Genomic DNA, 26,742 nt, shown 5'->3' on the forward strand with positions numbered 1-26,742 from the left:
CTAGAGGTAAAAAAGCGTCCCCAGAACGGAGACGCTAAAACTATTTTGGCTTCTTTTTAGCTAATTTTAGGGCTTTTTGTAGGCCTTGTCGTGCTAAATTATCAGCGCCTTTGTTTTCTTTTTCAGGGAGCCACTGAATGACCAGCAGGGGGAAGTAAGGGTAAAGACCTCTGATTCGTTCCAGATAAGGACTAAAAAGCGGATTGTTGGAGTAATCTTTGTCAACGGTTTGAGCGACTAATTTGCTATCAGTATAGACAATGATATTCTGTTGGTGTAATTCTTGAGCGATAATTTCATTAAGCGCTAATTCCAAAGCAGCGAATTCCGCTTGGTGATTCGTTAATTCCGGTAGCGGATAGCTTAATTGTTGATACAACTGCTGACCAATGAGTTGCACACCAGCACCACTAATGCCTGGATTGCCTTTAGTAGCAGCATCTATGTATATTTTTAGCATCTTTCAAGCCTTTCTTTAAGTAAATATTTTTTATTTCATGGATAATATGGTAGTATGAGAGTATTAGTTGATAGTTTGAGAGGTACAGTTGTGACTAAAAAAGAAACCAACCAAAAATTTAGGTGGCAACCTGAATTAGCAACCAGCATTATTTATTGGTCTTTAACTTTCGGTACCTTTTTTCTTAGTTCAATTGCCGCATTTGAGGCCTTGGGACTGAGTGTTTTGTGTGTATCGTTTTTTATCTGTTTTGCTATACTGACTTATTTGGGGCAATCACGCCACTTTAGCATTCAAGACGATCGGTTAATTGTCCACGCGATATTAAAAAGGAATCGTCATCAATTTGATTTGAGAACGATTGAAAAAATTTCTTTAGGGGCTTATGGCCTGACATTCATCTTCGATGGACACCATGAAATTGAAGAATCAGATCGGACCGTGTTGATGTCAAAAAAGACACTTGCTAACTTTATATCTGCCTTGGAGCAATCAGCCGAATTTAAAGGAATTATTGTCAGTATTAAGAAAAGCTGAACGAGGCGTGAAGCCGGATCGGAACTGCGATATAGAGAAAGTTTTATACTTTCCTATAAAGTAAAAAAAGTGTGGGCCAAAGAGCCGACACTTTTTTGCGTTTATTCTTCAATGGCAGACACGTTAGTTGCTTGCAAGCCACGGTGTCCTTCTTTAATTTCAAATTGGACGTGTTGATTATCTTTTAAGGTTTTGAAACCATCACCTTCGATACCAGTAAAATGAACGAAGATTTCCTCGGTGTCATTATAAGTAATAAAACCATAGCCTTTTTTTGTATCAAACCATTTGACAATGCCTTCAGTCATTTTACATTCCCCCGTCGCATATATTTTGGAGCTAAATTCATTATAAAGATTAATAGGCCAAAGGTCAAACAATCTATGATAACTATTGGTTGATAATGCTATTTTTTTATTTTCACGGTATAATAGAGAGAGGGTGTGAGTAAGAGAGGCCCTTTCAAAAAAAGGTAAGCGTTTGCTCTTTTGAGCCGCGGATCAGCTTTCTTAATCCCCTATCTAAAATCTATTCAATGGATTTTATCAAACGATTAGCAGAAAGAGGAGAGAGTATTGAAAACGGATATTGAAATTGCTCAAACAAGTCATGGTGTTCCGATAACAGACATTGCTGAAAAACTTAATTTATCAACAGATGAAGTCGAACAATACGGTCATCTTAAAGCGAAAATAAAAACGAGCGTTTTGAATCGCTTAAAAGATCGACCAGATGGAAAATTAATATTGGTGACATCGATTAATCCTACTAATGCTGGTGAAGGTAAATCAACCGTGACAATTGGTCTTGGAGATGCTTTGAATGCTCTAGGGAAACAAGCGGTAATTGCTTTACGAGAACCTTCCCTAGGCCCTGTTATGGGCACTAAAGGAGGGGCCACGGGAGGTGGCTATTCGCAAGTCATGCCGATGGCTGACATTAATCTACATTTTACTGGGGACATGCACGCCATTACCACGGCGAATAACACCCTGTCTGCGTTAATTGATAATCACATCTATCAGGGAAATGAGTTGCAAATCGACCCACGCCGTGTTATTTGGAAACGGGTTTTGGATATTAATGATCGCAGCTTAAGGCAAACAACGATTGGCTTAGGCGGGCTTAAGCAAGGTGTTCCAAGAGAAGAACAATTTGAAATTACGGTGGCTAGTGAGATTATGGCCGTTATTTGTTTGGCTAAAAACTTGGCGGATCTAACTAGCCGGTTAAGCAACATTATCATTGGCTATACCTTTCAGAATGAACCGATAACCGTGGGTGATCTGAATGCTGAAGGGGTGCTAACCTTATTGCTAAAAGACGCACTTAAACCTAATTTAGTTCAGACGTTATATCAAACACCAGCCTTTATTCATGGGGGACCTTTTGGCAACATTGCTCATGGGTGTAACAGTGTCGTCGCTACAAAGATGGCATTAAAGCTAGGCGATTTTGTGGTAACAGAAGCCGGTTTTGGAGCAGATTTAGGCGCGGAAAAATTCTTGGATATTAAAGTGCCAATTTTAGAAAAAGCGCCTGACGCGATTGTGATTGTGGCGACCATTCGCGCCTTAAAGATGCATGGAGGAGTGCCTCATGATGAGCTGACAATCGAAAACCCTGAAGCGCTGAAGCTGGGCGTGGCAAATTTGGAAAAACACGTTCAAAACATGCAAAAATATGGCTTACCTGTCATCGTTGCTGTTAACCAGTTTACCAGCGATACCGACAAAGAATTGGCATTATTAACGCGTCTATGTGAAGATCTGGGAGCTATTGTTGAAATCACCAGTAGTTGGTCGGACGGTTATCAAGGAAGTCTGGCTTTAGCGGAGAAAGTCATTTCAATAATTGAAGAAGATAGCAGTGATTTTGAAGCTGTTTATTCATTTGGCATGACAATAGAAGAAAAAGCTGAGACGATTGTCAAAGAGTTATACGGCGGAGACGGGGTGTTCTTTACTGATAAAGCCAAGGAACAAATCGAAATCTTTAAGAAATACGGCTGGGACAGATTGCCAATTTGTATGGCAAAGACTCAGTTTTCATTGTCAGATGATCCGAAAAAAGTTGGTCGTCCTAGCGAGTTTACGGTTGTCATTCGAGAGCTGGTGCCGAAGATGGGAGCTGGTTTTATCGTAGCCTTTACTGGTGATATTATGACGATGCCAAGCTTGCCAAAAGAACCAGCTGCGTTGAAAATGTCTGTTGATTCAAACGGAAGTATTAAAGGATTATTCTAAAAAACATGCTTACTGACGCTGTTGTCAGTAAGCATGTTTTAGTCTAAAGGAAGGGTGATGCTAAAAACAGTGCCTTTGGGTTGGTTTTCTTTAATACTTATTTTACCGTGATGCATGTCAACAATTGATTTAGCGATAGATAAACCTAATCCGTAACCACCTGTCTTTCGCTGGCGGGCACCATCTTCTCGGTAAAAACGAGTAAATAATTGATCGGTATTACTTGTTTTGAGACCAATTCCGGTATCTCGAACTTCGATTAACCAATGTTTGGCCGTTGTTTCTGAAAAAACGGTGATAGTATCCCCTTCTCCTGTATATTTTAGGGCATTATCCAATAAAATAATCAACAGCTGCGTGATTAACTTGCTATCGAAAGAAACGGTTTGCAGGTGACCTAATGACAGTTTCATTTCTTTGTGTTGGCTTTTGGCAATTTCCTGATAAGGCTCGCTCGCTTTAACTAAAAACTCTTTGACATCAGCCAATTTTCGGTCGACCACTAATTCATTGCTGTCAGAGCGTGCTAACAGTAGCAAATCATTTGTCAACTGATTCAGGCGACGTGTTTCGTTTAAAGCCAAGGCGATGTCTTCGGATTCCTCTAAAATCGTGTGATTTGGTTTAGTGAAAAGCTTTTCCAACTTGGCTTGAATGATTGTTAAAGGGGTTCGCAACTCGTGGGAGGAGTTTTCCACAAACTCTTGTTGTCGTTTCCAAGAGGCCATAATTGGCGCCATGTTGAGCTTGGCTAGATAATAGCTAACGACAATGGATAGGATCCAAAAAACAATCATACAGCCGATCAAAACTTGTTGAAAAAATTTCATACTTTCTTCTAACTGATTGGTATTGGAAATGAATTGAATATAAGCTACATCTCCTGAATCCACCTGTTTGGTGATGGAACGAAAGTTGATTTTTTGATCATAACTATCTTCCACATGGAGGGCTTCAATCTGTCCAAGTTTTTGTTTATCAAAGGTCAAGTTGGCCATATCGGTATAACGATTGCCCAGAGCTTCCTGATTGATGATTTTACCGTCTTTTGACCATAACACCGGTTGAACTTGAAACGTATTTGGTGGTTTTAGATCTCGATGAGGTTTAAGCTCTTCAGAGAATTTGGGCATGTTGTTGCTACCAGGATCTCCTTTAGTAAGTTCTTGTTCGATAAAGTTGCTATTGGTTGACACTGAGCGTAGTTCTTCGTCGATATTGGTATAAAGAGATTGGTAAAGCACTTGGTTAACGATGAAGCCGAGCATTAGGAAAATAACCCCGAAGGCTAAGACGTTTCTCATAAAGAGCGAACGTCGTTGTTTAAATTCTGTTTTCATTAAGAAGTCTCTCCTAGAATATAACCGACATTACGAATGGTTTTAATGTTGACATCGGAATCGGCCTGTTTTAATTTTTTTCGTAAATTACTCATGTAAACTTCGACAACCGTATAAGAGGTCTCAGAATCAAATCCCCAAATTCGTTCGAAAATCTGTTCTTTTGTGACAATCCGATTTTTTTGCTTGATTAAATAGATGAGCAATTCGAATTCTTTGCCTTGAAGTTCTAAAGGTTGATTGTTAATCGTGACGATTCGGGTAGTCAGTTGACAATCGGTGTTATGAAAACTGATGGTCTGTTCAGCTGAAAGACCTAAACTGCGTTTTAGCATCGCTTGTACCCGCAATAAAAGTTCTTCTCGGTGGAAGGGTTTCGTTAAATAATCATCAGCCCCTTGTTGGAATCCTTTAATTTTATCTTCTAAGCTGTCTTTAGCTGTTAGAAAAAGAACAGGGGTCTCGATGCCTTGTTGGCGAAGTTTTTCCAGTATGCCGTAGCCATCAATGCCAGGAAGCATAATATCGAAAACAAATAAGTCGTACTTATTAGATTCTGCTTCATATAACCCTTCGTCCCCGTCGTAAATTTGTGTGACGGTTCCAACTTCTTCTAATATTTCAGCGATACTGCCGGCCAAAATCTGATCGTCTTCTACCAGTAAAATAGTGATCATCATGCTCATTTTAGGTCCTCATTTCTTTACCTTTAATTTGAATTATCCGATATTTTTTTCTTCATTAACTACATCATATGGGTGTCAGCTTAAAATAATCTTAAGGAATGCTTTAAGGTTCGTTTATGGTAAGCAAGTTAACCTAAGGATATCACAAAAAGAAAGAAAGAGTGATCCAAAATGACCAAACTAAAACATATGTTTCAACGAAAGGAAAAAAAATATTTACTCAGCTATGCTGATTTCGAGCAATTAATTGTAAAGTTGGGTTCTGATTTAGTCGAGGATGAGTACGGCTTGCACACTATTTCTTCCTTGTATTTTGATACAGAAGATTATGATCTGATTCGAGCTTCGATTGAAAAGCCCGACTATCGGGAGAAATTTCGCTTAAGGGCCTATGGTGAGCCGCAAGAGTCAACACCCGTCTTTTTAGAAATTAAAAAGAAATACGCGGGGATAGTTTATAAACGCCGAGTAGCCATGCCATTAGAAGAAGTGGCTGATTATATTGCCCAACCTGAGGATAAGTTTGCCTCTGGCGTTGAGCGCCAAGTGAGTCAGGAAATCAGCTGGTTGTTGGCCCGTAAGCAGTTGGAGCCCAAAGTAATGATTGCCTATGAACGCCGCGCTTTTTTTGCTCCGAGTGAGCCGGAATTCAGGGTGACCTTTGATTTTAATATTCGCTATCGACAAGAAGATTTACAGCTACTCAGTGGCACAGAAGGAGCGCGGGTTGCACCAGAAATCGATGTCTTAATGGAAGTCAAAGCTTTAGGAGCTTATCCCATTTGGTTTGCTGAAGCATTAGCAAACTTAGCGATTTACCCAGGATCATTTACCAAATATGGTCAAACCTATCAACGATATTTATTTAAGAAGGAGTCGTTTCAACATGTTATCTAGTCTATTAGCCAATAATACTGAAAATATTACCATGGTGCAATTATTAATTTGTACAGTTAGTTCCATCATCTTAGGCGTATTTGTCGCCTCCATTCACATGTATCGCAATGTTTATTCTAAAAATTTTATCGTGACCTTAGCAATTTTACCGGTTCTTGTGCAATCGGTGATCATGCTAGTGAATGGTAACTTAGGAACAGGGATGGCAGTTTTAGGCGCCTTTAGCTTAATTCGTTTTCGTTCTGTGGCCGGCGGTTCTCGTGAGATAACCAGTATCTTTTGGTCAATGGGCATCGGTTTAGCAACGGGTATGGGATACATTGCCTATATTGCGGTGTTCTCAGTAATTACAGGTGTAACATTAATCTTGTTACAACTAACAAATTTTGGGAAACAGTCAAAAGTCTCTAATCGGCTGATTAAAATTGTGATACCGGAAGATTTGGATTATCCTAATTTATTTGATGATTTATTTGAGGAATATACTCATGAAGCCACACTTGACAGGGTTAAAACCACGAATATGGGAAGTCTATATGAATTGTGTTACAGCGTGATGCTGAAAGATCAAACGTTGGAAAAAGATTTATTAGATAAAATTAGAATCCGTAATGGTAATTTAACGGTCACTTCAGCAAAAATGGCCACAAATCGGGAAGAGTTATAAACAGTCTCAAAAAGGATGTGTCGAGTATGAGTTATCAAAAATCGAAAAAACTACTATTATTAGCCACCTTATTAACATTAAGTGCTTGTCAGAAGGTGACAGAAACAGAAAGTACAGGCGGTAGTTCGACAGCGACCACAGCCACAAGTGATCAAACTGTGACTGAGACAGAGGCGGCAGATCAATACGGTGTGTACAGTGACAAGGATAAGCAAGAGGCGACTGTCGCTGATGCAACAACTACTATCACATTAACAGGTCAGTCAGCTACTGTTGAAGGTGAAGGAGTAACTGTGAAAGATGGCAGTCTGACTATCACTCAAGCAGGGACTTATGCAGTCAGTGGCGAATTAAAAGAAGGGCAATTAAAAGTAGCGGCCAATAAGGAAACAGATGATGTTCGAATTATCTTAAATGGGGCCACAATTAGTAATAGTACCACTGCTCCTATTGAGATTGAGACAGCTGATAAAGTCATCATCACTTTGGCCAAAGGGACGACCAACGTGTTAACAGATAACCGTAAGGTGAAAGGGGACAGCGATGACACTGAACCTGATGCCGCCTTGTTTAGTAAAGCTGATTTAACCCTTAATGGACAAGGCAGTTTAGAAGTGGTTAGCCGTTACCATGACGGCATCAGAAGTAAAGACGATTTAGTTCTAATCAGCGGCACGTATCAAATAGAAGCAGCCAACAATGGGCTTAAGGGCAATGATTCAATTTCAATCTTAGCAGGCAATTACGAAATTAAGGCGGATAATGATGGGATTCAGTCCAGTAATTCAACAGATGAGACGAAAGGATGGTTAGCCATTGATGGTGGTAGTTTTAATGTTACGACGGGCCGTGATGGTATTCAAGCGGAAACCAATTTAAAGATTTCAAACGGGACAATTACTATTGAAGCAGGCAGCGGTTCAACGGGCACTCCCAGCGATACTGAAAGTCTTAAAGGGATGAAAGCTGGTAGTGGCATCCAGATTAATACGGGGAAATTTACCATTAATTCAGCAGACGATAGCTTACACGCTAATGGTAGCATCACTATTGAAAATGGCGAGTTTAACTTAAAAACTGGAGACGATGGTATTCACGCAGATGATACGCTGACAATCAATAACGGTCAAGTAACGGTCGCGGAATCTTATGAAGGATTAGAAGCAGCCGATATCATCATTGAAGATGGTACAATTTCAGTCACAAGTAGTGATGACGGGTTAAATGCCGGCGGTGGTAGCGACGGAGCAGACGCAGGTGCCGGTGGTTTTGGCAAAGATAATTTTGGCGGCGGTGGTGGTGATTACTCCATTACCATTAACGGTGGTGTGATATTTATCGACGCTGAAGGCGATGGCATTGATTCTAATGGAACGGTGACTCAAACCGGTGGAACAGCCCTTGTTAGTGGTCCGACGAATGGTGGTAATGGTGCCTTGGATTATGATGGAACTTACACCATAAGTGGTGGTATTCTCGTAGCAGCAGGAAGTGGTGGGATGGCTATGTTGCCAAGTGATAGTTCTAGTCAAGCTTCTGTCGGCATTTATTTTGATAGTAGCCAAGGAGCGGATCAACTTATTAATGTAGCAGACTCTGACGGCAATAACATCATTAGCTTTGCCCCTAATAAAAGCTATCAGCATGTAGCGATTAGTGCACCTGACATCCAAAAAGGCAGTGAGTATACCCTATCAGTAGGTGGCACCATGACCACAGACTCTCAGTTTGGTTTTGCTGCTAACAGTGATTACCAAGGGGACAAGTTGTTGAGCTTAACCATAGAAGAGATGACTACTTCAATTTCACAATCTGGTGAGGCCGTATCAGGCAATCAGATGGGTGGAGGAGGTGGTGGTAGAGGCGGTGGTGGCGGCCAGCCACCGCGCTAAAGCCATCAAATTGAAAGTGGCGACCAAGCCCTAATAACGGCTGATATATTAAAATTGTTACAAAAACAATAAATAAATGTTAAATTGCTGAAAGCGTCGTTACAAGTCACTACTAATGGGCTATACTGATGTTAAGTAAGTGACGAGGACGTGGCAGACATGAAGAAAGTAGAAGCGGTTATGTATAAATTCGGGTATGTAGTTGGTCGACTATTTATTTATTATCCTAAAGCCTTAAAAAGTGGCTTGCAACGTGAAAAAAACTTGAATCAAAAAAAAATCTAATTTAATTCGGTCAAATAGAGTGGATTTACTACATTCTATTTGGCTTTTTTTGATGTTTACTGTTATTATAGGAAGGGATGAAATAGTCGTTTTGCGTCTTAAAGTTACGTTAATTTTTATTATAAAGAACGAGTGACAATAAATAGGAATGAATCAAAGACCGGACCTATTAGAAAGAGGAGAGCCCCTATGCTTATAACTTTAGTTATTGCCCTTCAATTCTTAAAACTTTAGTTTTTAGAGATTGATGAGATCGTAGCAAAGTGGAGTGATAGTGGACACTACACCTACGGTTTCGATCACAACAACTTCTAAGTGATAAATCACTAAGAGTTGAAGGTCGGACCTATTAGAAAGAGGAGATAAGCGATGAAAGTATCATTAGTTAGAAAAACTGGCTTCTTTGGAATGGGGAGCCCCTTGAAAGTTTTTAAAAATGGCGAACAAGTGTGTGTATTAAATAACGATGAAACAAAAGAAATTGACGGGGCGGAAGCAGGCTTTAATTTGGATGTCAAGTTTTCATTACTTAAAAGCGAAACTGTTCATATTGATAACAGTGGGGAAGAGAAAAGATTGCAAATCAAAATTAATCCCAACATTCTTAAATTGTATATGTCATTATTCACATTGATTTTTATTTTGCCAATTATTTTTAAGTCTTGGGAATTGGGAGTTGGGATTTTAGCGATTTACGTCATCTTCGTCGCAGTGATGTCTCGAAAATTTTACGTGATTGAGGAGCTCGATTAAGTGGGAGAACAGGCCAATGAATTTTTAGCAGCCTTTAATCGGGTTGAAAAATGGATGCGAGATGAAGTGAATGCACCAAATAGCATGGGCTTTAGTGAGCTAGTTAGGCGTTTAGCAAAGCGTCAGGACCTTTTGGTACGGCGTTATCAAGACGATTTAATCGAAATTGCCCAACTGCGAAATGCCATTGTACACGATCGAATTTCGCCAGATTTTGTTATTGCGGAACCGAATGACTGGATTATAGCTAAATTATTGAAGATTGAAGGGGATTTGACACGACCAGAAAAGGTGATTCCTCGATTTAAAAAACAAGTGACGGGCTTTGACAAGGCAACTAAATTAACCGACATATTGACCATCATTGCTGAGAAGCGTTATTCACAGTTTCCGATTTATGATCGAGGAAAGTTTCTCGGGTTAGTGACAGCTCACGGTTTGGGAATTTGGATGGCGATGCAAGATCATGAGACTTCTATTAGAATTAATGGTCAAACAGTGGAAGTTGTCTTAGAAAGCGATCGAAAACGCAATAATTACCGTTTTATCGATAAAGAAACAAATGTCTTTCAAGCGATTGACTATTTTTTAAAGGATCCAACAGTGGAAGCTTTGCTAATTACCAATGATGGTAACCCTGACGGTAACTTAATTGGCATTATGCGACCAAAAGAATTGTTTCAAGATTATTATGAAGATTGGGGGAACCTTAATTGATTATTTATTTAATTATCGCGGCCATTGTTGTGGCACTTGACCAAGTTGTCAAGTGGTGGGTGGCTGGTAATATCGACTTTGGTGAAACCATCATGCAAAATCCGATTTTATCACTGACTCATATTCGTAATGAAGGAGCAGCTTGGAGTATTTTGGAAGGTAAAATGTGGTTCTTTTACATCATCACAGCGATTACGTCAGTCGTTGTTTTGTACTTTCTTTATAAAAACCAAGGGGAGAGTAAGTGGTTATTAGTAGGATTGTCCTTGATTTTAGGCGGAGCGATCGGTAACTTTATCGACCGTTTGCGTTTAGGATTTGTCGTGGACATGTTTCAAGTGGAATTTTTTAATTTTCCTATTTTTAATGTAGCTGATATCGCCTTGACAATCGGTGTCATTTGCGTCTTTATTTACATCATACTTGACGAAAAAACAGATAAGGTGAAATGATATGTTAGAAAAAATTGAAGTGACAATTGACGGTCAAAGGGGCCGTCTTGATAAAGCGTTAGTGGAGGCGATGCCCGAATTTTCGCGATCGCAAATTCAACAGTGGATTAAAGAAGAACTGGTCACGGTTAACGGCGAGGTGGCTCGAGCCAATTACAAAGTTAAAGATCAAGACAAGATTGAAATCAAGCGGCCAGAACCAGTTGAAATGACAATTGAAGCGGAAAACATTCCGTTAGAAATTGTTTATGAAGACGATGATGTGGTGGTTATTAATAAACCCCAAGGAATGGTCGTCCATCCGTCAGCAGGCCATCCGACCGGGACCTTGGTTAATGCCTTGTTGTACCATATAAAAAATCTATCTAGTATTAACGATGTCATTCGTCCTGGTATCGTCCATCGAATTGACAAAGATACTTCTGGCTTATTGATGGTTGCCAAAAACGATCTAGCCCATGATTCTTTGAGTAAGCAACTGAAGGATAAGACGGCCACTCGTAAGTATTTAGCGATTGTCCATGATGAAATATCACACGACAAAGGCACGATTGATGCGCCGATTGGTCGCTCGAAAATTAACCGTAAATCTCAAGCAGTTATTGAAGGTGGCAAACCAGCAGTCACCAATTTCTCAGTTCTTGAGCGATTTAAAGACTATACCTTGATTGAATGTCAATTGGAAACCGGAAGGACTCACCAAATCCGTGTCCATATGCAATACATCAAACATCCAGTGGCAGGGGACCCACTATACGGTCGTCGTAAAACACTGGAAGGCAAGGGTCAGTTTTTACATGCTCAAACGCTGGGATTTGTTCATCCGCGGACAGGTGAACAAATGTTTTTTGAAATCCCTGTTCCAGAGCTATTTGCGACAACCTTAAAAAACTTGGAAAAATAGATTGCATTTTAAGTGGATTAAGGGTACACTATGTAAGAAGAAAAATTAAATAGACACCTTTAAGAACTAGTCCCGTGAGGCTAAAAAGGCGCACAGTCATCCCTTGGGGAAACTGTATTTAAGTGAATCCAACTACTTAACTCCTGCCTTTATTTTAGAGGCAGGAGTTTTTGCTTGTCTGCTTATGGTTCACTAAGCAAGCAGATCAAGTCAGAGGTTAACAAGTTGTCAACTGGTTAAAGCAGGGCGGGAGCAAAAGAAGCCAATCTTAATGGAGAAAAATGAGAGGAGCAGTAGCATGATTGAAAAAGAAGTAATCGACAGTGTGACGATGAAGCGAATTCTAACGCGCATTACCTATGAAATTATTGAGCGTAACAAAGGTGTTCAAGATGTGGTTTTAATCGGCATTAAAACAAGAGGGATTTTTATTGCGCAACGAATTGCTGAACGGATGAAGCAGTTAGAGGGGATTGAATTACCAGTTGGGGAACTTGATATCACTCTTTACCGCGATGATAAAGGGCAGGAGATTGAAGCTAAACCTGATTTATCGGCTTCAACCATTCCATTTTCTGTAGAAGGAAAGCATGTCATTTTAGTTGACGATGTTTTGTATACTGGCAGAACCATTCGGGCGGCACTTGACGCTGTCATGGATTTTGGCCGACCAGAAAAAATTTCTTTAGCTGTACTTGTGGATAGAGGTCACCGAGAGTTACCGATCCGAGCCGACTTTGTTGGTAAAAATTTGCCAACGTCAGCGAAAGAAGCAGTGGTTGTTGAAATGGAAGAATTCGACAAACAAGATCGTATCTGTATTGTCAAAGAAAAATAAACGCGCTTTTTAATTGAGTCCAGAGAGACTGAGAAGAGCAATCATAGAGCCAAAGGCTAAGCTTAGCCTAAATTTGGTGAAGTGTATTGACCCTCAAACCTTTCTGGTATGAGGGTTTTTTAGACTATAGGATATGACATTAGCAATAATGAGAGAATGATAGGTGGTTAGAAGCCACTGAGGAGGAGTTGTTTTTATGACAGAGTTTAGAAATCCAGATGCAGTATTGGATATTAATGATAAGCCGAAACCGTTCCAATGGTTTGGCTTAAGTTTACAGCACTTATTCACGATGTTTGGCGCGACGGTTTTAGTGCCAAAGCTAGTTGGCCTTGATCCTGGTATTGCCTTGTTGAGTTCAGGTTTGGGATCGATTGTTTACATGCTGGTTACAAAGGGGAAAATTCCAGCCTATTTAGGAAGTAGTTTTGCCTTTATTACGGCGATGCAAATGCTAATGGCTGATCAGGGAGCCGGCTATCCAGCCATCGCTCAAGGGGCTTTAACAACCGGATTGGTCTACTTGCTAGTCTCGTTGCTGATCAAGCAGTTTGGCACAAAATGGTTGGATCGATTATTACCACCAATTGTGGTAGGACCTGTTGTCATGGTGATCGGCCTTGGTTTAGCTGAAACAGCTGCCAAAAATGCCATGTACACGCCTGCTGGTGAGTACAATATTACATACATTATTGTGGCGCTAGTCACCTTGGTGCTGACCATCATTTTCAACATGTATCTAAAAGGATTTTTAGGTCTACTGCCGATTTTGTTGGGGATTATTGGTGGCTACTTAGTGGCCTTGGCCTTTGGCATAGTTGATACAGAACTGATTAAAAATGCACCATTGTTTGCCATGCCAGATTTCCAGATTCCTTTTGCCACCTATACACCAAAATTGCACCTTGGCGCGATTTTAACCATGGCGCCAATCGCCTTTGTGACCATGACAGAGCACATCGGTCACTTAACGGTTCTAAATAAATTAACGAAGCGGAATTTTTTTGAGTCACCAGGTCTATCACGAACGTTATTCGGTGATGGACTAGCACAAATCGTCGCAAGTTTAGTCGGTGGCCCGCCAGTCACAAGTTATGGTGAAAATATTGGCGTGCTAGCAATCACTCGCGTCCACAGCGTATTTGTTCTAGGAGGCGCAGGGGTATTAGCCATTGTCCTAGCTTTTGTTGGGAAAATTAGCGCGATCATTACCAGTATTCCCGGGCCAGTCATTGGCGGGATCAGTTTTGTCTTATTTGGAGTAATCGCTTCTAGTGGTTTAAAAATATTAATTGATAATAAGGTGAACTTTGATCAAAAGCGGAATCTGTTGATCGCTTCCGTCATATTAGTTGTGGGAATTGGTGGCTTGAAATTTGAAGCAGGAGCATTCGTTTTATCAGGAATGGCTTTAGCTACTTTATTTGGAATCATTCTTAATCTGGTTTTACCAGCCAAAGCATTAAGCGAAGATTAAAAAAAGAAAAGTGAGGTTAGAAGATGATTATTACAAGAGAACAAGTTAGTTTAAAGCATTTATTGACAGTCGAAGCCCTAAGTGATCAAGAAGTCTTAGGTTTAATCCGCAGAGCCCAGCAATTCAAAAATGGCGATAACTGGAAACCGAAGCAGCGAAAGTTTTTTGTAGCTAATTTGTTTTTTGAAAATAGCACTCGAACCCACAAAAGTTTTGAAGTAGCGGAAAAACGTTTAGGTTTAGAAGTAATCGAGTTTGATACGTCAACCAGTTCCGTTACAAAAGGAGAGTCTCTTTACGACACAGTCCTAACCATGTCGGCGATCGGTGTTGATGCCTGTGTCGTGCGTCATCAGGAAGAAAATTATTACAATCAATTGATTCAAAGCAACACGATTACTAGTTCGATAATCAACGGTGGCGATGGCAGTGGCCAGCACCCGTCACAGTGTTTGCTTGATCTACTTACAATTTATGAGGAATTTGGTGGCTTTGAAAACTTAAAAGTGGCGATTGTGGGAGATATTAATCACTCCCGTGTGGCTAAATCCAATATGCAAATGCTCAAACGTCTAGGAGCTCAAGTCTTTTTCTCTGGCCCTCCAGAGTGGTTCGACAAAAAATTTCAAGCTTATGGGACATTTTTACCGCTGGATGAATTAATTGAAAAAGTTGATGTCATGATGATGTTGAGAGTTCAGCACGAACGGCACGACGGCACTGAAAGTTTTTCTAAAGAAGATTACCACCAACAATATGGCTTGACAATTGAGCGAGCTAAAAAAATGCAAACTGATGCGATTATCATGCATCCAGCCCCAGTCAATCGGGATGTTGAGCTGGCAGATTCACTAGTGGAAAGTATTCAATCTCGCATTGTGCAACAGATGAGTAATGGTGTCTTTATGCGAATGGCGATTTTAGAAGCGATCTTAGAAGGGAAGGCGTAAGTTATGAAAAAATTATTGAAGAATGGTCAGATAGTAGACCGACAAAATGAGTTAATAAAAAGCGATGTCTGGATTGAAGAAGGGAAAATCAAAGCCATCGGTTTGGACTTTGACACTAGTGGCGTGGCGTTTGACGAAATCATCGATCTGGCCGGAGCATTGATTACCCCAGGTTTGGTAGATGTTCACGTCCATTTTAGAGAACCAGGTTTTACTTATAAGGAAACAATTGAAACAGGGAGTAAGGCGGCGGCACGCGGAGGTTACACAACGGTTTGTACCATGCCCAACTTGGATCCTGTTCCAGATACGGTTGAACGTTTTGCTGAAGTTCAAGAGATTATTGAGCGAGATGCGGTAGTTAAGGTTTTACAATATGCGCCGATTACAGAGGAATTGCGAAGTGAGGTCTTAGTCGATATGGCCGGCTTAACCAAAGCGGGGGCTTTCGCTTTTACCAATGACGGTGTTGGGGTGCAGACGGCTGGCACTATGTATCTGGCCATGAAGGAAGCAGCTAAATACAATCGTCCGATCGTGGCACATACCGAAGACGAGTCCTTGTTGTTTGGTGGTTGTATGCATCAAGGGAAAGTTTCGGAAAAACTAGGCTTGCCTGGTATCATGAGTGCCACGGAATCATCACAGATCGCCCGCGATATCTTGCTAGCTGAAGAGACTGGCGTTCACTACCATGTCTGTCATGTTTCTACCAAAGAGAGTGTCAGAATAATCCGTGATGCAAAACGAGCAGGAGTTCATGTGACCTGTGAAGTTTGTCCCCATCATTTGATTATGTCAGAAGAGGACATCACTCATGATCACGGCAATTTCAAAATGAACCCACCCTTGCGGGGGACAGATGATCGTCAAGCTTTAATTGACGGTTTGTTGGATGGAACGATTGATTGTATTGCGACGGATCACGCGCCCCATGGTCATGATGAGAAAGACCAGACTATGACCAAAGCGCCTTTCGGCATTGTCGGCAGTGAAACAGCCTTTGCCTTAATGTATACTGAGTTTGTGGAAAAAGGGATTTTCACGTTAGCACAAGTCATCGATTGGATGACCGTCAAACCTGCCGAACTGTTTAACTTAAAAGCAGGTCGCATTACCATCGGTGGACCGGCTGATCTGGCAGTCTTTGAACTAGGAACAGTTTACGCCATTGACGATGTCGATTTTGAATCTAAATCTTCCAATACCCCGTTTATCGGCAAAGAAGTCAAAGGCCAAACCCTTTTGACCTTAGTCGATGGTCAGGTTGCTTGGAAACAGGGGGAATAATTAGTGAAACGCTTATTAATTTTAGAAGATGGCACTATTTTTACCGGAAAAGCCTTCGGTTCTGATCGAGCGGTAACTGGCGAAGTAGTCTTTACAACGAGTATGACTGGCTACCAAGAAACGATTACAGACCAGAGTTTTAATGGCCAAATCATCACGTTTACTTATCCTATGGTAGGAAATTACGGCATTAACCGAGATGATTTTGAATCGATTGAACCAACGTGTAAAGGGATAATCGTTAAGGAACATGCCCGTCTGGCATCGAACTGGCGCAGTCAAATGACCTTGGATGAATTTTTGAAAAGCAAAGATATTCCCGGCATTGCGGGCATTGATACCCGGATGTTGGCACGGAAAATCCGTTCTGTCGGTACGATGAAAGGCAGTTTTGTCGATGAAGGAGCAGATCTTGATCATGCCTTCGATCAATTAAAGGCGACGGTATTGCCAACGAATCAAGTGGAACAAGTGTCAACAACTAAAGCTTATCCTAGTCCGGGAATTGGTCGCAATGTGGTCGTAGTGGATTTTGGGCTTAAGCACAGCATTTTACGAGAATTAAGTAAGCGTCATTGTAATATTACCGTTTTACCTTATAATACGGATGCTGAAACCATTTTAAATTTACATCCTGATGGCGTCATGCTCAGTAATGGGCCGGGAGATCCTAAAAGTTTACCGGAAGCTCTGGAAATGATTCGTGGCATTCAAGGAAAAGTTCCTGTGTTTGGCATTTGTCTAGGGCATCAACTTTTTGCCTTAGCCAATGGTGCTGATACTTATAAAATGCGTTTCGGTCATCGGGGCGTGAACCATCCAGTTCGGGAAATCGCTACTGGAAGAATCGACTTTACCTCGCAAAATCATGGTTTTGCAGTGGCTGAAGACTCGATTAATCATGAAACATTGATGATAACTCATGTGGAAATCAATGATGGAACAGTCGAAGGGGTTCGTCATAAGGCTTTTCCTGCATTTACGGTGCAATTTCATCCTGATGCCGCACCTGGGCCACATGATGGGGTTCACCTGTTTGATGAATTTATGGAATTAATGGATGCTTGGAAGGAGATTGACTAATGCCGAAAAGAACAGATATCAAACGAATTATGGTGATTGGCTCTGGGCCAATCGTCATTGGTCAAGCTGCCGAATTTGATTATGCAGGAACTCAGGCTTGTCTGGCATTGCGGGAAGAAGGTTACGAAGTTATCCTCGTGAATTCAAATCCAGCAACGATTATGACCGATAAAGAAATTGCCGATAAAGTCTATATTGAACCGATTACCCTTGAATTTGTTTCACGGATTTTGCGAAAAGAGCGCCCCGATGCGATCTTGCCAACCCTTGGTGGTCAAACAGGCCTGAATATGGCCATGGAATTATCAAAATCAGGTATCTTAGACGAGTTGCAGATTGAGCTTCTTGGCACGAAATTAACCGCCATAGATCAGGCAGAAGACCGCGATTTGTTCAAACAATTAATGGAAGAATTAGATCAACCAATTCCTGAAAGTGTGATTGTCAATAATGTGGAAGATGCTGTCAAATTTTCTGAAGAAATCGGCTTTCCGATCATTGTTCGCCCAGCCTTCACTTTAGGGGGAACGGGTGGTGGTATGTGTGATAATGTTGAAGCATTAATTGAAATTGCCAGTAATGGGTTAAAGTTGTCACCAGCTACTCAATGCTTGATCGAAAAAAGTATTGCTGGTTACAAAGAAATTGAATATGAAGTTATGCGTGATTCAGCTGACAACGCCATTGTGGTGTGTAATATGGAAAATTTTGATCCGGTAGGTGTTCATACAGGGGATTCCATCGTCTTTGCTCCAAGTCAGACCCTCTCTGATATTGAACATCAGCTACTGCGTGACGCTTCGTTAAAAATTATTCGGGCGTTGAAGATTGAGGGTGGCTGTAACGTTCAGCTGGCATTGGACCCTCATAGCTTTAACTACTATGTGATTGAAGTTAACCCACGAGTAAGCCGCAGTTCCGCTTTAGCCAGTAAGGCAACTGGGTACCCAATTGCCAAATTAGCAGCAAAAATAGCCGTCGGGCTGACGTTGGATGAGATGAAAAATCCCGTCACAGAAACCACTTACGCCGAATTTGAGCCAACGCTTGATTATGTCGTATCCAAAATCCCTCGCTGGCCTTTTGATAAGTTTGAAAAAGGTGAACGTAAATTAGGCACTCAGATGAAAGCCACTGGCGAAGTGATGGCTATTGGCCGCAATATCGAAGAATCGCTTTTAAAAGCCGTTCGTTCATTAGAAATAGGGACTCATCATATTGAGTTAAAAGAGTTAGCGAAGGTGAGCGAAGATGTCTTGATGGAAAAAATTATCAAGGCTCAAGATGATCGCTTGTTTTACCTAGCTGAAGCATTACGCCGTGATTATTCGATTGAAGAATTGGCGGAGTTGACGAAAATTGATCTATTATTTCTCGATAAACTTTTGCATATCATTGAACTGGAAAAAGAATTAGCCGATCATGTTGGCAATGTGACGGTTTTGGAAGAAGCCAAACAAAATGGCTTTACTGATAAAAAAGTCGCCGAGTTATGGCAAAGTGATGAACTAAGCGTAAGTCAATTTAGAAAAGATCACCAATTAACCCCTGTTTTCAAAATGGTGGATACCTGTGCCGCTGAATTTGAATCGGTCACTCCCTATTTTTATAGCACCTATGAGCAGGAAAATGAGAGTCTTCGTTCTCAAAAGGACTCCGTATTGGTCTTGGGGTCAGGACCGATTCGGATTGGTCAAGGGGTTGAGTTTGATTACGCTACGGTTCATTCTGTTAAGGCGATTCAACAGGCAGGCTATGAAGCGATTATCATGAACAGCAATCCTGAAACGGTCTCAACTGACTTTTCAATTTCTGATAAACTTTATTTTGAACCCTTAACCCTTGAAGATGTGATGAATGTGATTGATCTAGAACAACCGATCGGCGTGATTGTTCAGTTTGGTGGACAGACCGCGATTAACTTAGCCGAGCCCTTGACGAAGCGCGGTGTTAAAATTATTGGCACAACGATTGAAGACTTGGATCGTGCTGAGAATCGTGATTTGTTTGAACAAGCCTTGAAAGAGTTGGACATTCCTATGCCACCAGGCGATACAGCCACAAGTAAAGAAGAAGCGGTCGTGATCGCCGAGCGAATTGGCTATCCGGTTTTGGTACGTCCAAGTTATGTGTTAGGTGGCAGAGCGATGGAAATTGTTGAAAATAAAGAGGACTTGGAAAGTTATATGGTAGAAGCGGTCAAAGCTTCACCAGAACATCCTGTTTTAGTCGACAGTTACTTAGTCGGAGCAGAGTGTGAGGTTGACGCCATTAGTGATGGGACTGACGTCTTGATTCCTGGAATTATGGAGCACATCGAACGAGCAGGCGTTCATTCGGGAGATTCGATGGCGGTTTACCCACCGCAAACTCTGTCAGCTGAGATTCAGGCAACGATTGCCGACTATACTAAACGCTTGGCCTTAGGATTGAACTGTAAGGGGATGATGAATGTCCAGTTTGTGATTCATCAAGAGACTGTTTACGTGATAGAGGTTAACCCTCGGGCGAGCCGAACGGTGCCCTTTTTAAGTAAAGTCACTGATATTCCCATGTCGCAAGTTGCCACAAAATTGATTTTAGGGCAAACCTTAAAAGAATTAGGCTATCAAGATGGTCTTTATAAGGAAAGTCATGGCGTACACGTAAAAGCTCCTGTTTTCTCATTTGCCAAGTTGCAGCTAGTTGATACTTACCTAGGACCTGAAATGAAATCGACGGGAGAAGTCATGGGATCGGACATTAACTTGGATAAAGCTTTGTATAAAGCTTTTGAAGCAAGTGGCATGCATTTGCCAAGCTATGGGTCAGTGTTGTTCACGATTGCTGATGAAGCGAAAGAAGAAAGTTTGGCACTGGCCAAACGTTTCACTAATATCGGCTACAGTCTTGTTGCCACCGAAGGAACTGCTGCTTATTTCAAAGCGCAAGGACTGGCAGTTAAGTCAGTTTCTAAAATCTCTCACGAAGGTAGTGAGACGGTGATTGATGTGATTCGTAAAGGGGAAGCGCAAGTGGTCGTCAATACGATGGATAAAAAACGAGCGGCTGAATCTGATGGTTTCTTGATTCGCCGAGAATCAGTAGAGCATGGCGTCCCCTTATTTACTTCTTTGGATACAGCTAGTGCCATTTTGAAAGTCTTAGAATCCCAAGCGTTTCAAGTCGAAGCCTTATAAACATGAATTAGCAGCAAGCTGCGATCTATCTTGCTGCTGATTTGCGGGAGGAGCATGGTCAGAAAAACGAAGGAAGTCAGTAACGTCACAAGGACTAAAATTAGGAGGTTAATCATGAAGCAGGAAATGATGACGGTGGTCAGTCAAATTCAGTTGGCCCCGAATATTTATGAATTAGTCTTAACAGGTGAGTTGGTAAAGGAAATGAAGGTTCCTGGTCAGTTTATTCACATTAAAGTCCCACGGGCCGACTTATTATTACGTCGACCGATTAGTTTAGCTAAAATTAATCTGGAAAAAGCCGAATGTACGATTATTTACCGAGTGGAAGGGGCAGGCACTGCGGACTTTAGTCAGTTAACCACGGGTGATTTACTCGATGTCATGGGACCACTGGGAAATGGTTTCCCGATTACGGATATTAGCTCTGAGGATATTGTCTTTATTATCGGAGGGGGGATTGGAGTGCCGCCGCTTTATGAGTTGTCTCGTCAACTAAAAAAACGGGGCGCTAAAGTGGTTCATATATTAGGCTTTGCCAAGCAGGAAGTCATCTTTTACGAGGAAGCATTTAAGGCCTTGGACGAAGTTCATATCTCGACGGATGATGGTTCTTATGGGACACAGGGCCATGTTGGCAATGTGTTAGATCGGTTATTAAAAGAGTATCAGCCAACGGCCGTTTATAGCTGCGGATCAAATGGCTTATTGAAAACGGTGGAAGCTAATTTTCACGATCATCCACGGGCTTATCTGTCGTTAGAAGCCCGTATGGCATGTGGCATGGGAGCTTGCTACGCTTGTGTCTGTCACTTGCAAGCTGATGAAACAGGGAAAGAAAGTAAAAAGGTTTGCGATGAAGGACCAGTGTTTGCAACAGGGGAGGTAAGGTTATGAGTCGGTTAGCAGTGAGTATCCCAGGATTAGCTTTAAAGAATCCCATTATGCCTGCCAGTGGCTGCTTTGGCTTTGGTGAAGAGTATGCCAAGTATTATGATTTAAGTCTCTTAGGAGCCATCATGGTCAAGGCGACGACCGTTGAGCAACGTTTTGGCAATCCAACACCCCGTGTGGCGGAGACGCCAAGTGGGATGCTGAATGCCATCGGTCTGCAAAATCCAGGGCTGGATGTTGTGATGAGTCAAAAATTGCCCTATTTGGAAGCTTATGATGTGCCAATTATCGCTAACGTTGCTGGGTCCACGGAAGAGGACTATGTAGAGGTTTGTCAAAAGATTGGCGATGCTCCTAATGTCAAAGCCATCGAGTTAAATATTTCTTGTCCTAATGTGAAACATGGTGGGATTGCCTTTGGAACAGACCCAGAAGTGGCTTATCGTTTAACGAAAGCCGTTAAGGCGGTTAGCTCTGTGCCGATTTACGTAAAGTTATCTCCTAATGTAACGGATATTGTGCCGATTGCGAAAGCGATCGAAGACGGTGGGGCAGACGGACTGACGATGATTAACACCCTATTAGGAATGCGTTTGGATTTGAAAACGCGACAACCCGTTTTAGCAAATCAAACAGGAGGGCTGTCTGGCCCTGCGATTAAGCCAGTGGCAATTCGCTTGATTCATCAAGTGTCTCATGCTGTTGATATTCCTATTATTGGCATGGGCGGTGTTTATACTGTGGACGACGTTCTTGAGATGTATTTGGCAGGAGCCAGTGCAGTAGCAATTGGGACGGCCAATTTTACAGATCCATATATCTGTCCTAAGTTGATTGATGAATTACCTAAACGAATGGATGAGTTAGGGATTGAAAGTTTAACGGCTTTGATTAATGAAGTAAAGGCAGGTAGATAAAGATGAACCGACCGATTATTGCGCTAGATTTTCCTGATCGACAAGGCGTGGCAGATTTTTTAAACCACTTTTCCGATGAAAAGTTATATGTAAAAGTGGGCATGGAGTTATTTTATCAAGAAGGTCCTGAGATTGTGACGTGGTTAAAGGCGTTAGGCCATGATATTTTTTTGGATTTGAAACTTCACGATATTCCTAATACGGTTGAAAGTGCCATGCGTGGCATTGCCAAGCTCGGTGTTGCCATGACCAATGTTCATGCAGCCGGGGGACAATTGATGATGGAAGGAGCCATGCGGGGGTTAGTGGCGGGAACGGCTGAAGGTCAGCGACGTCCTCAACTCATTGCAGTTACTCAATTGACTTCTACCAGTGAAGCAGCGATGCAACATGACCAATTAATTGCTGTTGGCTTAGCTGAAAGTGTTAGCCATTATGCCCAATTGACTCAAGCCAGTGGTTTGGACGGCGTTGTCTGTTCAGCTCTGGAAGTCAGCGACATTAAAAAGGTAACAGCCAACGCTTTTGTTTGTTTAACACCAGGTATTCGCCCAAGTGGGAGTCAAGTTGGTGATCAGAAGCGTGTGGTAACCCCAGCTGATGCTTATCAAATTGGCTCAGACTATATTGTTGTGGGACGGCCAATTACTCAGTCGGAAACCCCAGCAACGGCTTATAAAAAAATATTGACTGAATGGAATGGAGATTACTAAAATGACGGAATTAGCCAAACAAATTGCCCAAGAGTTATTAGAAATTAAAGCGGTGAGCCTTAGTCCTAGTGCCCCTTTCACGTGGGCTAGTGGTTTAAAGAGTCCGATTTATTGTGATAATCGCATAACCATGAGTTATCCGAAAGTACGTACAGCGATTGCCGAAGGCTTGGCCAAACGAATCAAAGAGACTTACCCAGATGTGGAAGTCATTGCGGGAACGGCAACTGCCGGCATTCCTCACGCCGCTTGGGTGGCTCAAATATTAAATTTGCCAATGGTTTATATTCGTGGTAAAGCTAAGGCCCATGGTAAAGGAAATCAAATTGAAGGGCGAATAACTGAAGGCCAAAAAATGATGATTATCGAAGATTTAATCTCTACAGGTGGTAGCGTTTTGGAAGCGGCTGAAGCCGCCACTCGTGAAGGCGCAACGGTTTTAGGGGTTGCCGCGATCTTTACTTACGAGTTACCAAAAGGAATTGAAAATTTTGCCGCGAAAAAAGTTGACTTATTGACCTTGACCAATTACAGCACGCTAATTAAGGTGGCTTTGTCGATTGAGTATGTCACTGAACGTGAAGTGTCCTTACTACAGGAGTGGAAAAAAAGCCCTGCAGATTGGTCAAAAAATCAAGACTAAATCACTTATGAAGGAATGGAACCAGGTGTTCTGTTCTTTTTTTTGTTATAATTTAAAGGAAAGTCATTTGAAAGTCGGGAAGTCTAGTAAATTAAATGGCATCCTTGGTCTTTTGGGAACAGTTAGGTGACTAAGGCTTTAGCGAGTGAAAATCAGAAAGGTTGGGTGACTTATCGTGATAAATAAAATTTTTTGGCAAGTCGATCAAATTGGATTTTTGTCCAATCACTTGGAAGCGGTAGCTCATCGTCACTGGATGATGCAACTTTTTATCGGGATTGAAGCTCCTGTCGAAATCACTATCGAAGGTAAAGTAATTAAATGTGAGAGCATTGTTATCGCTAAAAATGTCTCCCATGCTTTTTCAGCGAAAAAGCAACTGTATTATTCAGCTCTGATAGAACCCACCTCGGAATTTGCCGAACAATTAACCTCCAAAGTAAATGATCAAGGGTACTGGATTGTTGAGCGACAGGGGCTGGATGGATTGCGACAGCAGGCTCAAGAATTAAAAAGTGATAGTAGCATAGAAAAATACCTTAGGTTTAAAGAAGAGCTCGTCAATTACTTGGGCCTCCAGCCGTTTGTAAATCAATACGATGAACGAGTTAGGCAAGCCCTTGAGTTGCTTGGAACTTGTGAATGTGATGACCACACCCTTGCTAATATCGCCGCCAAAGTCCATCTCTCGCCAAGTCGACTGGCCCATTTATTCAAAGAACAAATAGGTGTTCCGTTAAAAAGTTATCTTGTTCTTCATCAGTTGGAACGAGCTTTTAGGGAGTTGTTCGACGGAAAAACAACCACTGAAGCTGCCTTGATTGCCGGTTTTGGCACGCCTTCTCATTTTTCAAGTACGGTCAAAAAAATGATGGGAATGCCTGTCTCTTTTTCCCTAAAAGATAGCGAGTTTTTGAAAGTTAATTAAGTGAATTTTTGTTATAGTAATGCTGTAGCAAAGAAAGGAGCTTAATGATGAAGGGAAATTATTTAAACGAGACCAAACTGTTGAATTATAATTCGCCAGACATTCAGGCATTGGTAACTGAAAAAAAATGGCAAAAGTTAGCTGATTACCAAAAAATTAAGGAAATCTATGAATTTGTGCAAAACGATATTTTATTTGGCTATAATGCTTCCGATAAATTAACGGCCAATCGAGTGTTAGCTGAGGGGGTTGGTCAATGCAATACGAAGGCGACACTGTTAATGGCATTATTAAGGGCGGTTGGCATTCCTTGCCGACTTCACGCCTTTGAGGTAAGTAAAGGGTTTCAACGGGGGGCGACAACCGGCGTTATTTCATGGCTGGCACCTGATTTTATCTTACATACTTGGGTGGAAGTGTATTATCAGAAACACTGGTACGCGCTGGAGGGTGTCATCACTGATAAAAAATACTTGCAGTCAGTTCAAAAGCTATTTTCTTATGAGCGTGGGGCCTTTAACCAATATGCGATTGCCACAAAGGATTTACAAAATCCCCCAATTGATTGGAATGGCAATGATACCTATATCCAAAAAGAAGCGATTAGCCGTGACTTCGGCTTATTTGACTCGCCGGATGACTTGTTAATGACCCATCAACAAAAGATGTCAGGCCTCAAAAATTTTTTCTACACTCAGGTTGGCTGCAAAATCATGACTAGAACAGTCAATAAGGTCCGAAATAACCGAGTGTGACCAGTTTGATTTTAACAAGAATCAGCGAGCCCCTTTTGTAAAAGGTCTTAACCTTTTTGTAAGCTATTATCAAGATATGGTATACTTTGAGTAGCCAAAAATGAAGGGTGTGTAACGAATGATGAATGTAGCAATTATTGGATATGGAAACTTAGGACGAGGTGTTGAGCGCTCAATTAAACAAAATAGTGACATGAATCTAGTAGGGGTTTTTTCAAGAAGACAACCGGCAGATGTGCAAACAGATGGCGCGAAGGTTTTTGTGATGGAGGATGTCTTGAAGATGAAAGATCAGATTGATGTCTGTATATTATGTGGCGGTTCAGCAACAGATTTACCGGAACAAACACCAGCATTGACGGCTGATTTTAATACGGTAGATAGCTTTGATACCCATGCGTTAATTCCTGAGCATTTTACCAAGGTTGATCGCGTCGCTAAAGAGAATCAGACGGTTTCAGTTATTTCATCTGGGTGGGATCCCGGTTTGTTTAGTCTCAACCGCCTTTACGCTCAAAGTGTCTTACCAAAGGGAGAAACGACGACCTTTTGGGGGAAAGGAGTCAGTCAAGGGCATTCAGATGCATTGCGACGTATTCCTGGGGTGCTCGATGGGACTCAGTATACCATTCCTAATGAGGGTATAATTACCCGCCTTAAAGCTGGTGAAAAATTGACCTTAACAACGCGTGACAAACATTTCCGTCAATGCTTTGTTGTTGTGGCAGAGGGGGCTGATAAAGAACAGATCGCATCAACCATTACGACAATGCCGAATTATTTTGCTGATTATGACACAGAAGTCAATTTTATTTCTCAAGAAGAACTAAATGCCCAGCATAAAACAATGCCTCATGGTGGCACTGTTTTGCATACTGGGACGACTCATGAAAATTCTCATCAAGTCATTGAATATAGTCTGCATTTAGATAGTAATCCAGAGTTCACGGCCAGTGTGCTAGTGGCATATGCCAGAGCCTGTGTAAAATTGGCTCAAGAAGGGAAGTTTGGTGCTCATACCGTACTTGACATCGCTCCGAGTTATTTATCACCAAAGTCTGGAGCAGAACTACGTGCCGAATTATTATAGAGTTCAAAAAAAGAATCCACTATTTGGAGGCTGCTGAAAAACGAATAGGTTTCTTTCGTTTTTATCTTTAGAGATAAAATAATAAGGGTCCAATCCCTGATTTTGGGATTGGAACCTTATTTTATTCTCTTTTATTCATTCATCAGAGT

27 protein-coding genes are annotated in these 26,742 nt (G+C 41.5%); 23 read left to right on the plus strand and 4 right to left on the minus strand.

Going from position 1 to position 26,742, the window contains the following annotated elements; translation table 11 throughout:
• Positions 1-40: 40 nt before the first annotated feature.
• A complete protein-coding gene (locus I6N95_RS20120) occupies positions 41-460 on the minus strand; it encodes a ribonuclease HI family protein (protein WP_209531142.1) in 420 nt (139 codons plus the stop codon).
• A 90-nt stretch (positions 461-550) separates the two neighbouring features.
• Between I6N95_RS20120 and I6N95_RS20125 the strand changes: the two genes are divergently transcribed.
• The gene (locus tag I6N95_RS20125; RefSeq protein ID WP_209531143.1) at positions 551-997 is read left to right on the plus strand and encodes an EbsA family protein; all 447 of its coding nucleotides are present in this window, start codon (positions 551-553) and stop codon (positions 995-997) included.
• A gap of 101 nt (positions 998-1,098) precedes the next feature.
• Here I6N95_RS20125 and I6N95_RS20130 read toward each other — a convergent pair whose 3' ends face one another.
• On the minus strand, positions 1,099-1,305 hold the full coding sequence (locus tag I6N95_RS20130; RefSeq protein WP_209531144.1) for a cold-shock protein: 207 nt from the start codon (positions 1,303-1,305) through the stop codon (positions 1,099-1,101).
• A gap of 267 nt (positions 1,306-1,572) precedes the next feature.
• Between I6N95_RS20130 and I6N95_RS20135 the strand changes: the two genes are divergently transcribed.
• On the plus strand, positions 1,573-3,243 hold the full coding sequence (locus I6N95_RS20135; protein WP_209531145.1) for a formate--tetrahydrofolate ligase: 1,671 nt from the start codon (positions 1,573-1,575) through the stop codon (positions 3,241-3,243).
• A gap of 38 nt (positions 3,244-3,281) precedes the next feature.
• Here the strand turns inward: I6N95_RS20135 and I6N95_RS20140 are convergent, their stop codons facing one another.
• A complete protein-coding gene (locus I6N95_RS20140) occupies positions 3,282-4,583 on the minus strand; it encodes a sensor histidine kinase (protein ID WP_209531146.1) in 1,302 nt (433 codons plus the stop codon).
• Positions 4,583-5,260, minus strand: coding sequence for a response regulator transcription factor (locus tag I6N95_RS20145; protein WP_209531173.1), 678 nt, complete (start codon positions 5,258-5,260; stop codon positions 4,583-4,585). Before I6N95_RS20145 ends, I6N95_RS20140 begins: the two co-directional genes overlap by 1 nt.
• Before the next feature lie 180 nt (positions 5,261-5,440).
• On the opposite strand from I6N95_RS20145, the gene I6N95_RS20150 reads away from it, so the two are divergent.
• The 21 genes from I6N95_RS20150 (at position 5,441) to I6N95_RS20245 (ending at position 26,593) form a co-directional block, all read left to right on the plus strand.
• On the plus strand, positions 5,441-6,166 hold the full coding sequence (locus I6N95_RS20150; protein ID WP_209531147.1) for a polyphosphate polymerase domain-containing protein: 726 nt from the start codon (positions 5,441-5,443) through the stop codon (positions 6,164-6,166).
• Complete coding sequence (locus tag I6N95_RS20155; RefSeq protein WP_209531148.1) at positions 6,156-6,833, plus strand: DUF4956 domain-containing protein; 678 nt, start codon at positions 6,156-6,158, stop codon at positions 6,831-6,833. Before I6N95_RS20150 ends, I6N95_RS20155 begins: the two co-directional genes overlap by 11 nt.
• A 26-nt stretch (positions 6,834-6,859) precedes the next feature.
• Positions 6,860-8,725 carry a carbohydrate-binding domain-containing protein gene (locus I6N95_RS20160; protein WP_209531149.1) on the plus strand — a complete coding sequence of 622 codons (1,866 nt, stop codon included), beginning with the start codon at positions 6,860-6,862 and terminating at the stop codon, positions 8,723-8,725.
• Between the two features lie 159 nt (positions 8,726-8,884).
• Positions 8,885-9,010, plus strand: a complete 126-nt coding sequence (locus I6N95_RS27525) for a hypothetical protein (RefSeq protein ID WP_283809002.1) — start codon at positions 8,885-8,887, stop codon at positions 9,008-9,010.
• 369 nt (positions 9,011-9,379) lie between these two features.
• Complete coding sequence (locus tag I6N95_RS20165) at positions 9,380-9,763, plus strand: hypothetical protein (RefSeq protein WP_209531150.1); 384 nt, start codon at positions 9,380-9,382, stop codon at positions 9,761-9,763.
• Positions 9,764-10,480 carry a CBS domain-containing protein gene (locus tag I6N95_RS20170; RefSeq protein WP_209531151.1) on the plus strand — a complete coding sequence of 239 codons (717 nt, stop codon included), beginning with the start codon at positions 9,764-9,766 and terminating at the stop codon, positions 10,478-10,480.
• Positions 10,477-10,932 (plus strand): signal peptidase II, encoded by a 456-nt coding sequence (gene lspA / locus I6N95_RS20175; RefSeq protein ID WP_209531152.1) that lies wholly within the window; start codon positions 10,477-10,479, stop codon positions 10,930-10,932. Before I6N95_RS20170 ends, lspA begins: the two co-directional genes overlap by 4 nt.
• A 1-nt stretch (position 10,933) precedes the next feature.
• Positions 10,934-11,836, plus strand: a complete 903-nt coding sequence (locus tag I6N95_RS20180) for an RluA family pseudouridine synthase (protein WP_209531153.1) — start codon at positions 10,934-10,936, stop codon at positions 11,834-11,836.
• A 298-nt stretch (positions 11,837-12,134) separates the two neighbouring features.
• A complete protein-coding gene (pyrR, locus tag I6N95_RS20185; protein WP_209531154.1) occupies positions 12,135-12,674 on the plus strand; it encodes a bifunctional pyr operon transcriptional regulator/uracil phosphoribosyltransferase PyrR in 540 nt (179 codons plus the stop codon).
• Between the two features lie 196 nt (positions 12,675-12,870).
• Complete coding sequence (locus tag I6N95_RS20190) at positions 12,871-14,151, plus strand: solute carrier family 23 protein (protein ID WP_209531155.1); 1,281 nt, start codon at positions 12,871-12,873, stop codon at positions 14,149-14,151.
• A gap of 23 nt (positions 14,152-14,174) precedes the next feature.
• On the plus strand, positions 14,175-15,101 hold the full coding sequence (locus I6N95_RS20195) for an aspartate carbamoyltransferase catalytic subunit (protein WP_209531156.1): 927 nt from the start codon (positions 14,175-14,177) through the stop codon (positions 15,099-15,101).
• A 3-nt stretch (positions 15,102-15,104) separates the two neighbouring features.
• Positions 15,105-16,391 carry a dihydroorotase gene (gene pyrC / locus I6N95_RS20200; protein ID WP_209531157.1) on the plus strand — a complete coding sequence of 429 codons (1,287 nt, stop codon included), beginning with the start codon at positions 15,105-15,107 and terminating at the stop codon, positions 16,389-16,391.
• A 3-nt stretch (positions 16,392-16,394) separates the two neighbouring features.
• Positions 16,395-17,474 carry a carbamoyl phosphate synthase small subunit gene (locus tag I6N95_RS20205; protein WP_209531158.1) on the plus strand — a complete coding sequence of 360 codons (1,080 nt, stop codon included), beginning with the start codon at positions 16,395-16,397 and terminating at the stop codon, positions 17,472-17,474.
• Complete coding sequence (gene carB / locus I6N95_RS20210) at positions 17,474-20,653, plus strand: carbamoyl-phosphate synthase large subunit (RefSeq protein WP_209531159.1); 3,180 nt, start codon at positions 17,474-17,476, stop codon at positions 20,651-20,653. The genes I6N95_RS20205 and carB overlap by 1 nt, the downstream gene beginning before the upstream one ends.
• A gap of 114 nt (positions 20,654-20,767) precedes the next feature.
• Positions 20,768-21,550 (plus strand): dihydroorotate dehydrogenase electron transfer subunit, encoded by a 783-nt coding sequence (locus I6N95_RS20215; RefSeq protein WP_245249749.1) that lies wholly within the window; start codon positions 20,768-20,770, stop codon positions 21,548-21,550.
• Positions 21,547-22,464, plus strand: a complete 918-nt coding sequence (locus I6N95_RS20220; RefSeq protein WP_209531161.1) for a dihydroorotate dehydrogenase — start codon at positions 21,547-21,549, stop codon at positions 22,462-22,464. The genes I6N95_RS20215 and I6N95_RS20220 overlap by 4 nt, the downstream gene beginning before the upstream one ends.
• Before the next feature lie 2 nt (positions 22,465-22,466).
• The gene (gene pyrF / locus I6N95_RS20225; RefSeq protein WP_209531162.1) at positions 22,467-23,177 is read left to right on the plus strand and encodes an orotidine-5'-phosphate decarboxylase; all 711 of its coding nucleotides are present in this window, start codon (positions 22,467-22,469) and stop codon (positions 23,175-23,177) included.
• Between the two features lies 1 nt (position 23,178).
• Complete coding sequence (gene pyrE / locus I6N95_RS20230) at positions 23,179-23,820, plus strand: orotate phosphoribosyltransferase (protein ID WP_209531163.1); 642 nt, start codon at positions 23,179-23,181, stop codon at positions 23,818-23,820.
• Between the two features lie 175 nt (positions 23,821-23,995).
• Positions 23,996-24,748 (plus strand): helix-turn-helix domain-containing protein, encoded by a 753-nt coding sequence (locus I6N95_RS20235; protein WP_347340581.1) that lies wholly within the window; start codon positions 23,996-23,998, stop codon positions 24,746-24,748.
• Between the two features lie 47 nt (positions 24,749-24,795).
• The gene (locus I6N95_RS20240; RefSeq protein WP_209531164.1) at positions 24,796-25,503 is read left to right on the plus strand and encodes a transglutaminase-like domain-containing protein; all 708 of its coding nucleotides are present in this window, start codon (positions 24,796-24,798) and stop codon (positions 25,501-25,503) included.
• 118 nt (positions 25,504-25,621) lie between these two features.
• Complete coding sequence (locus I6N95_RS20245) at positions 25,622-26,593, plus strand: diaminopimelate dehydrogenase (RefSeq protein WP_209531165.1); 972 nt, start codon at positions 25,622-25,624, stop codon at positions 26,591-26,593.
• The last annotated feature ends 149 nt before the right edge of the window (positions 26,594-26,742 follow it).

It is taken from the genome of Vagococcus allomyrinae (assembly GCF_017829975.1).
Lineage (GTDB): Bacteria > Bacillota > Bacilli > Lactobacillales > Vagococcaceae > Vagococcus_D > Vagococcus_D allomyrinae.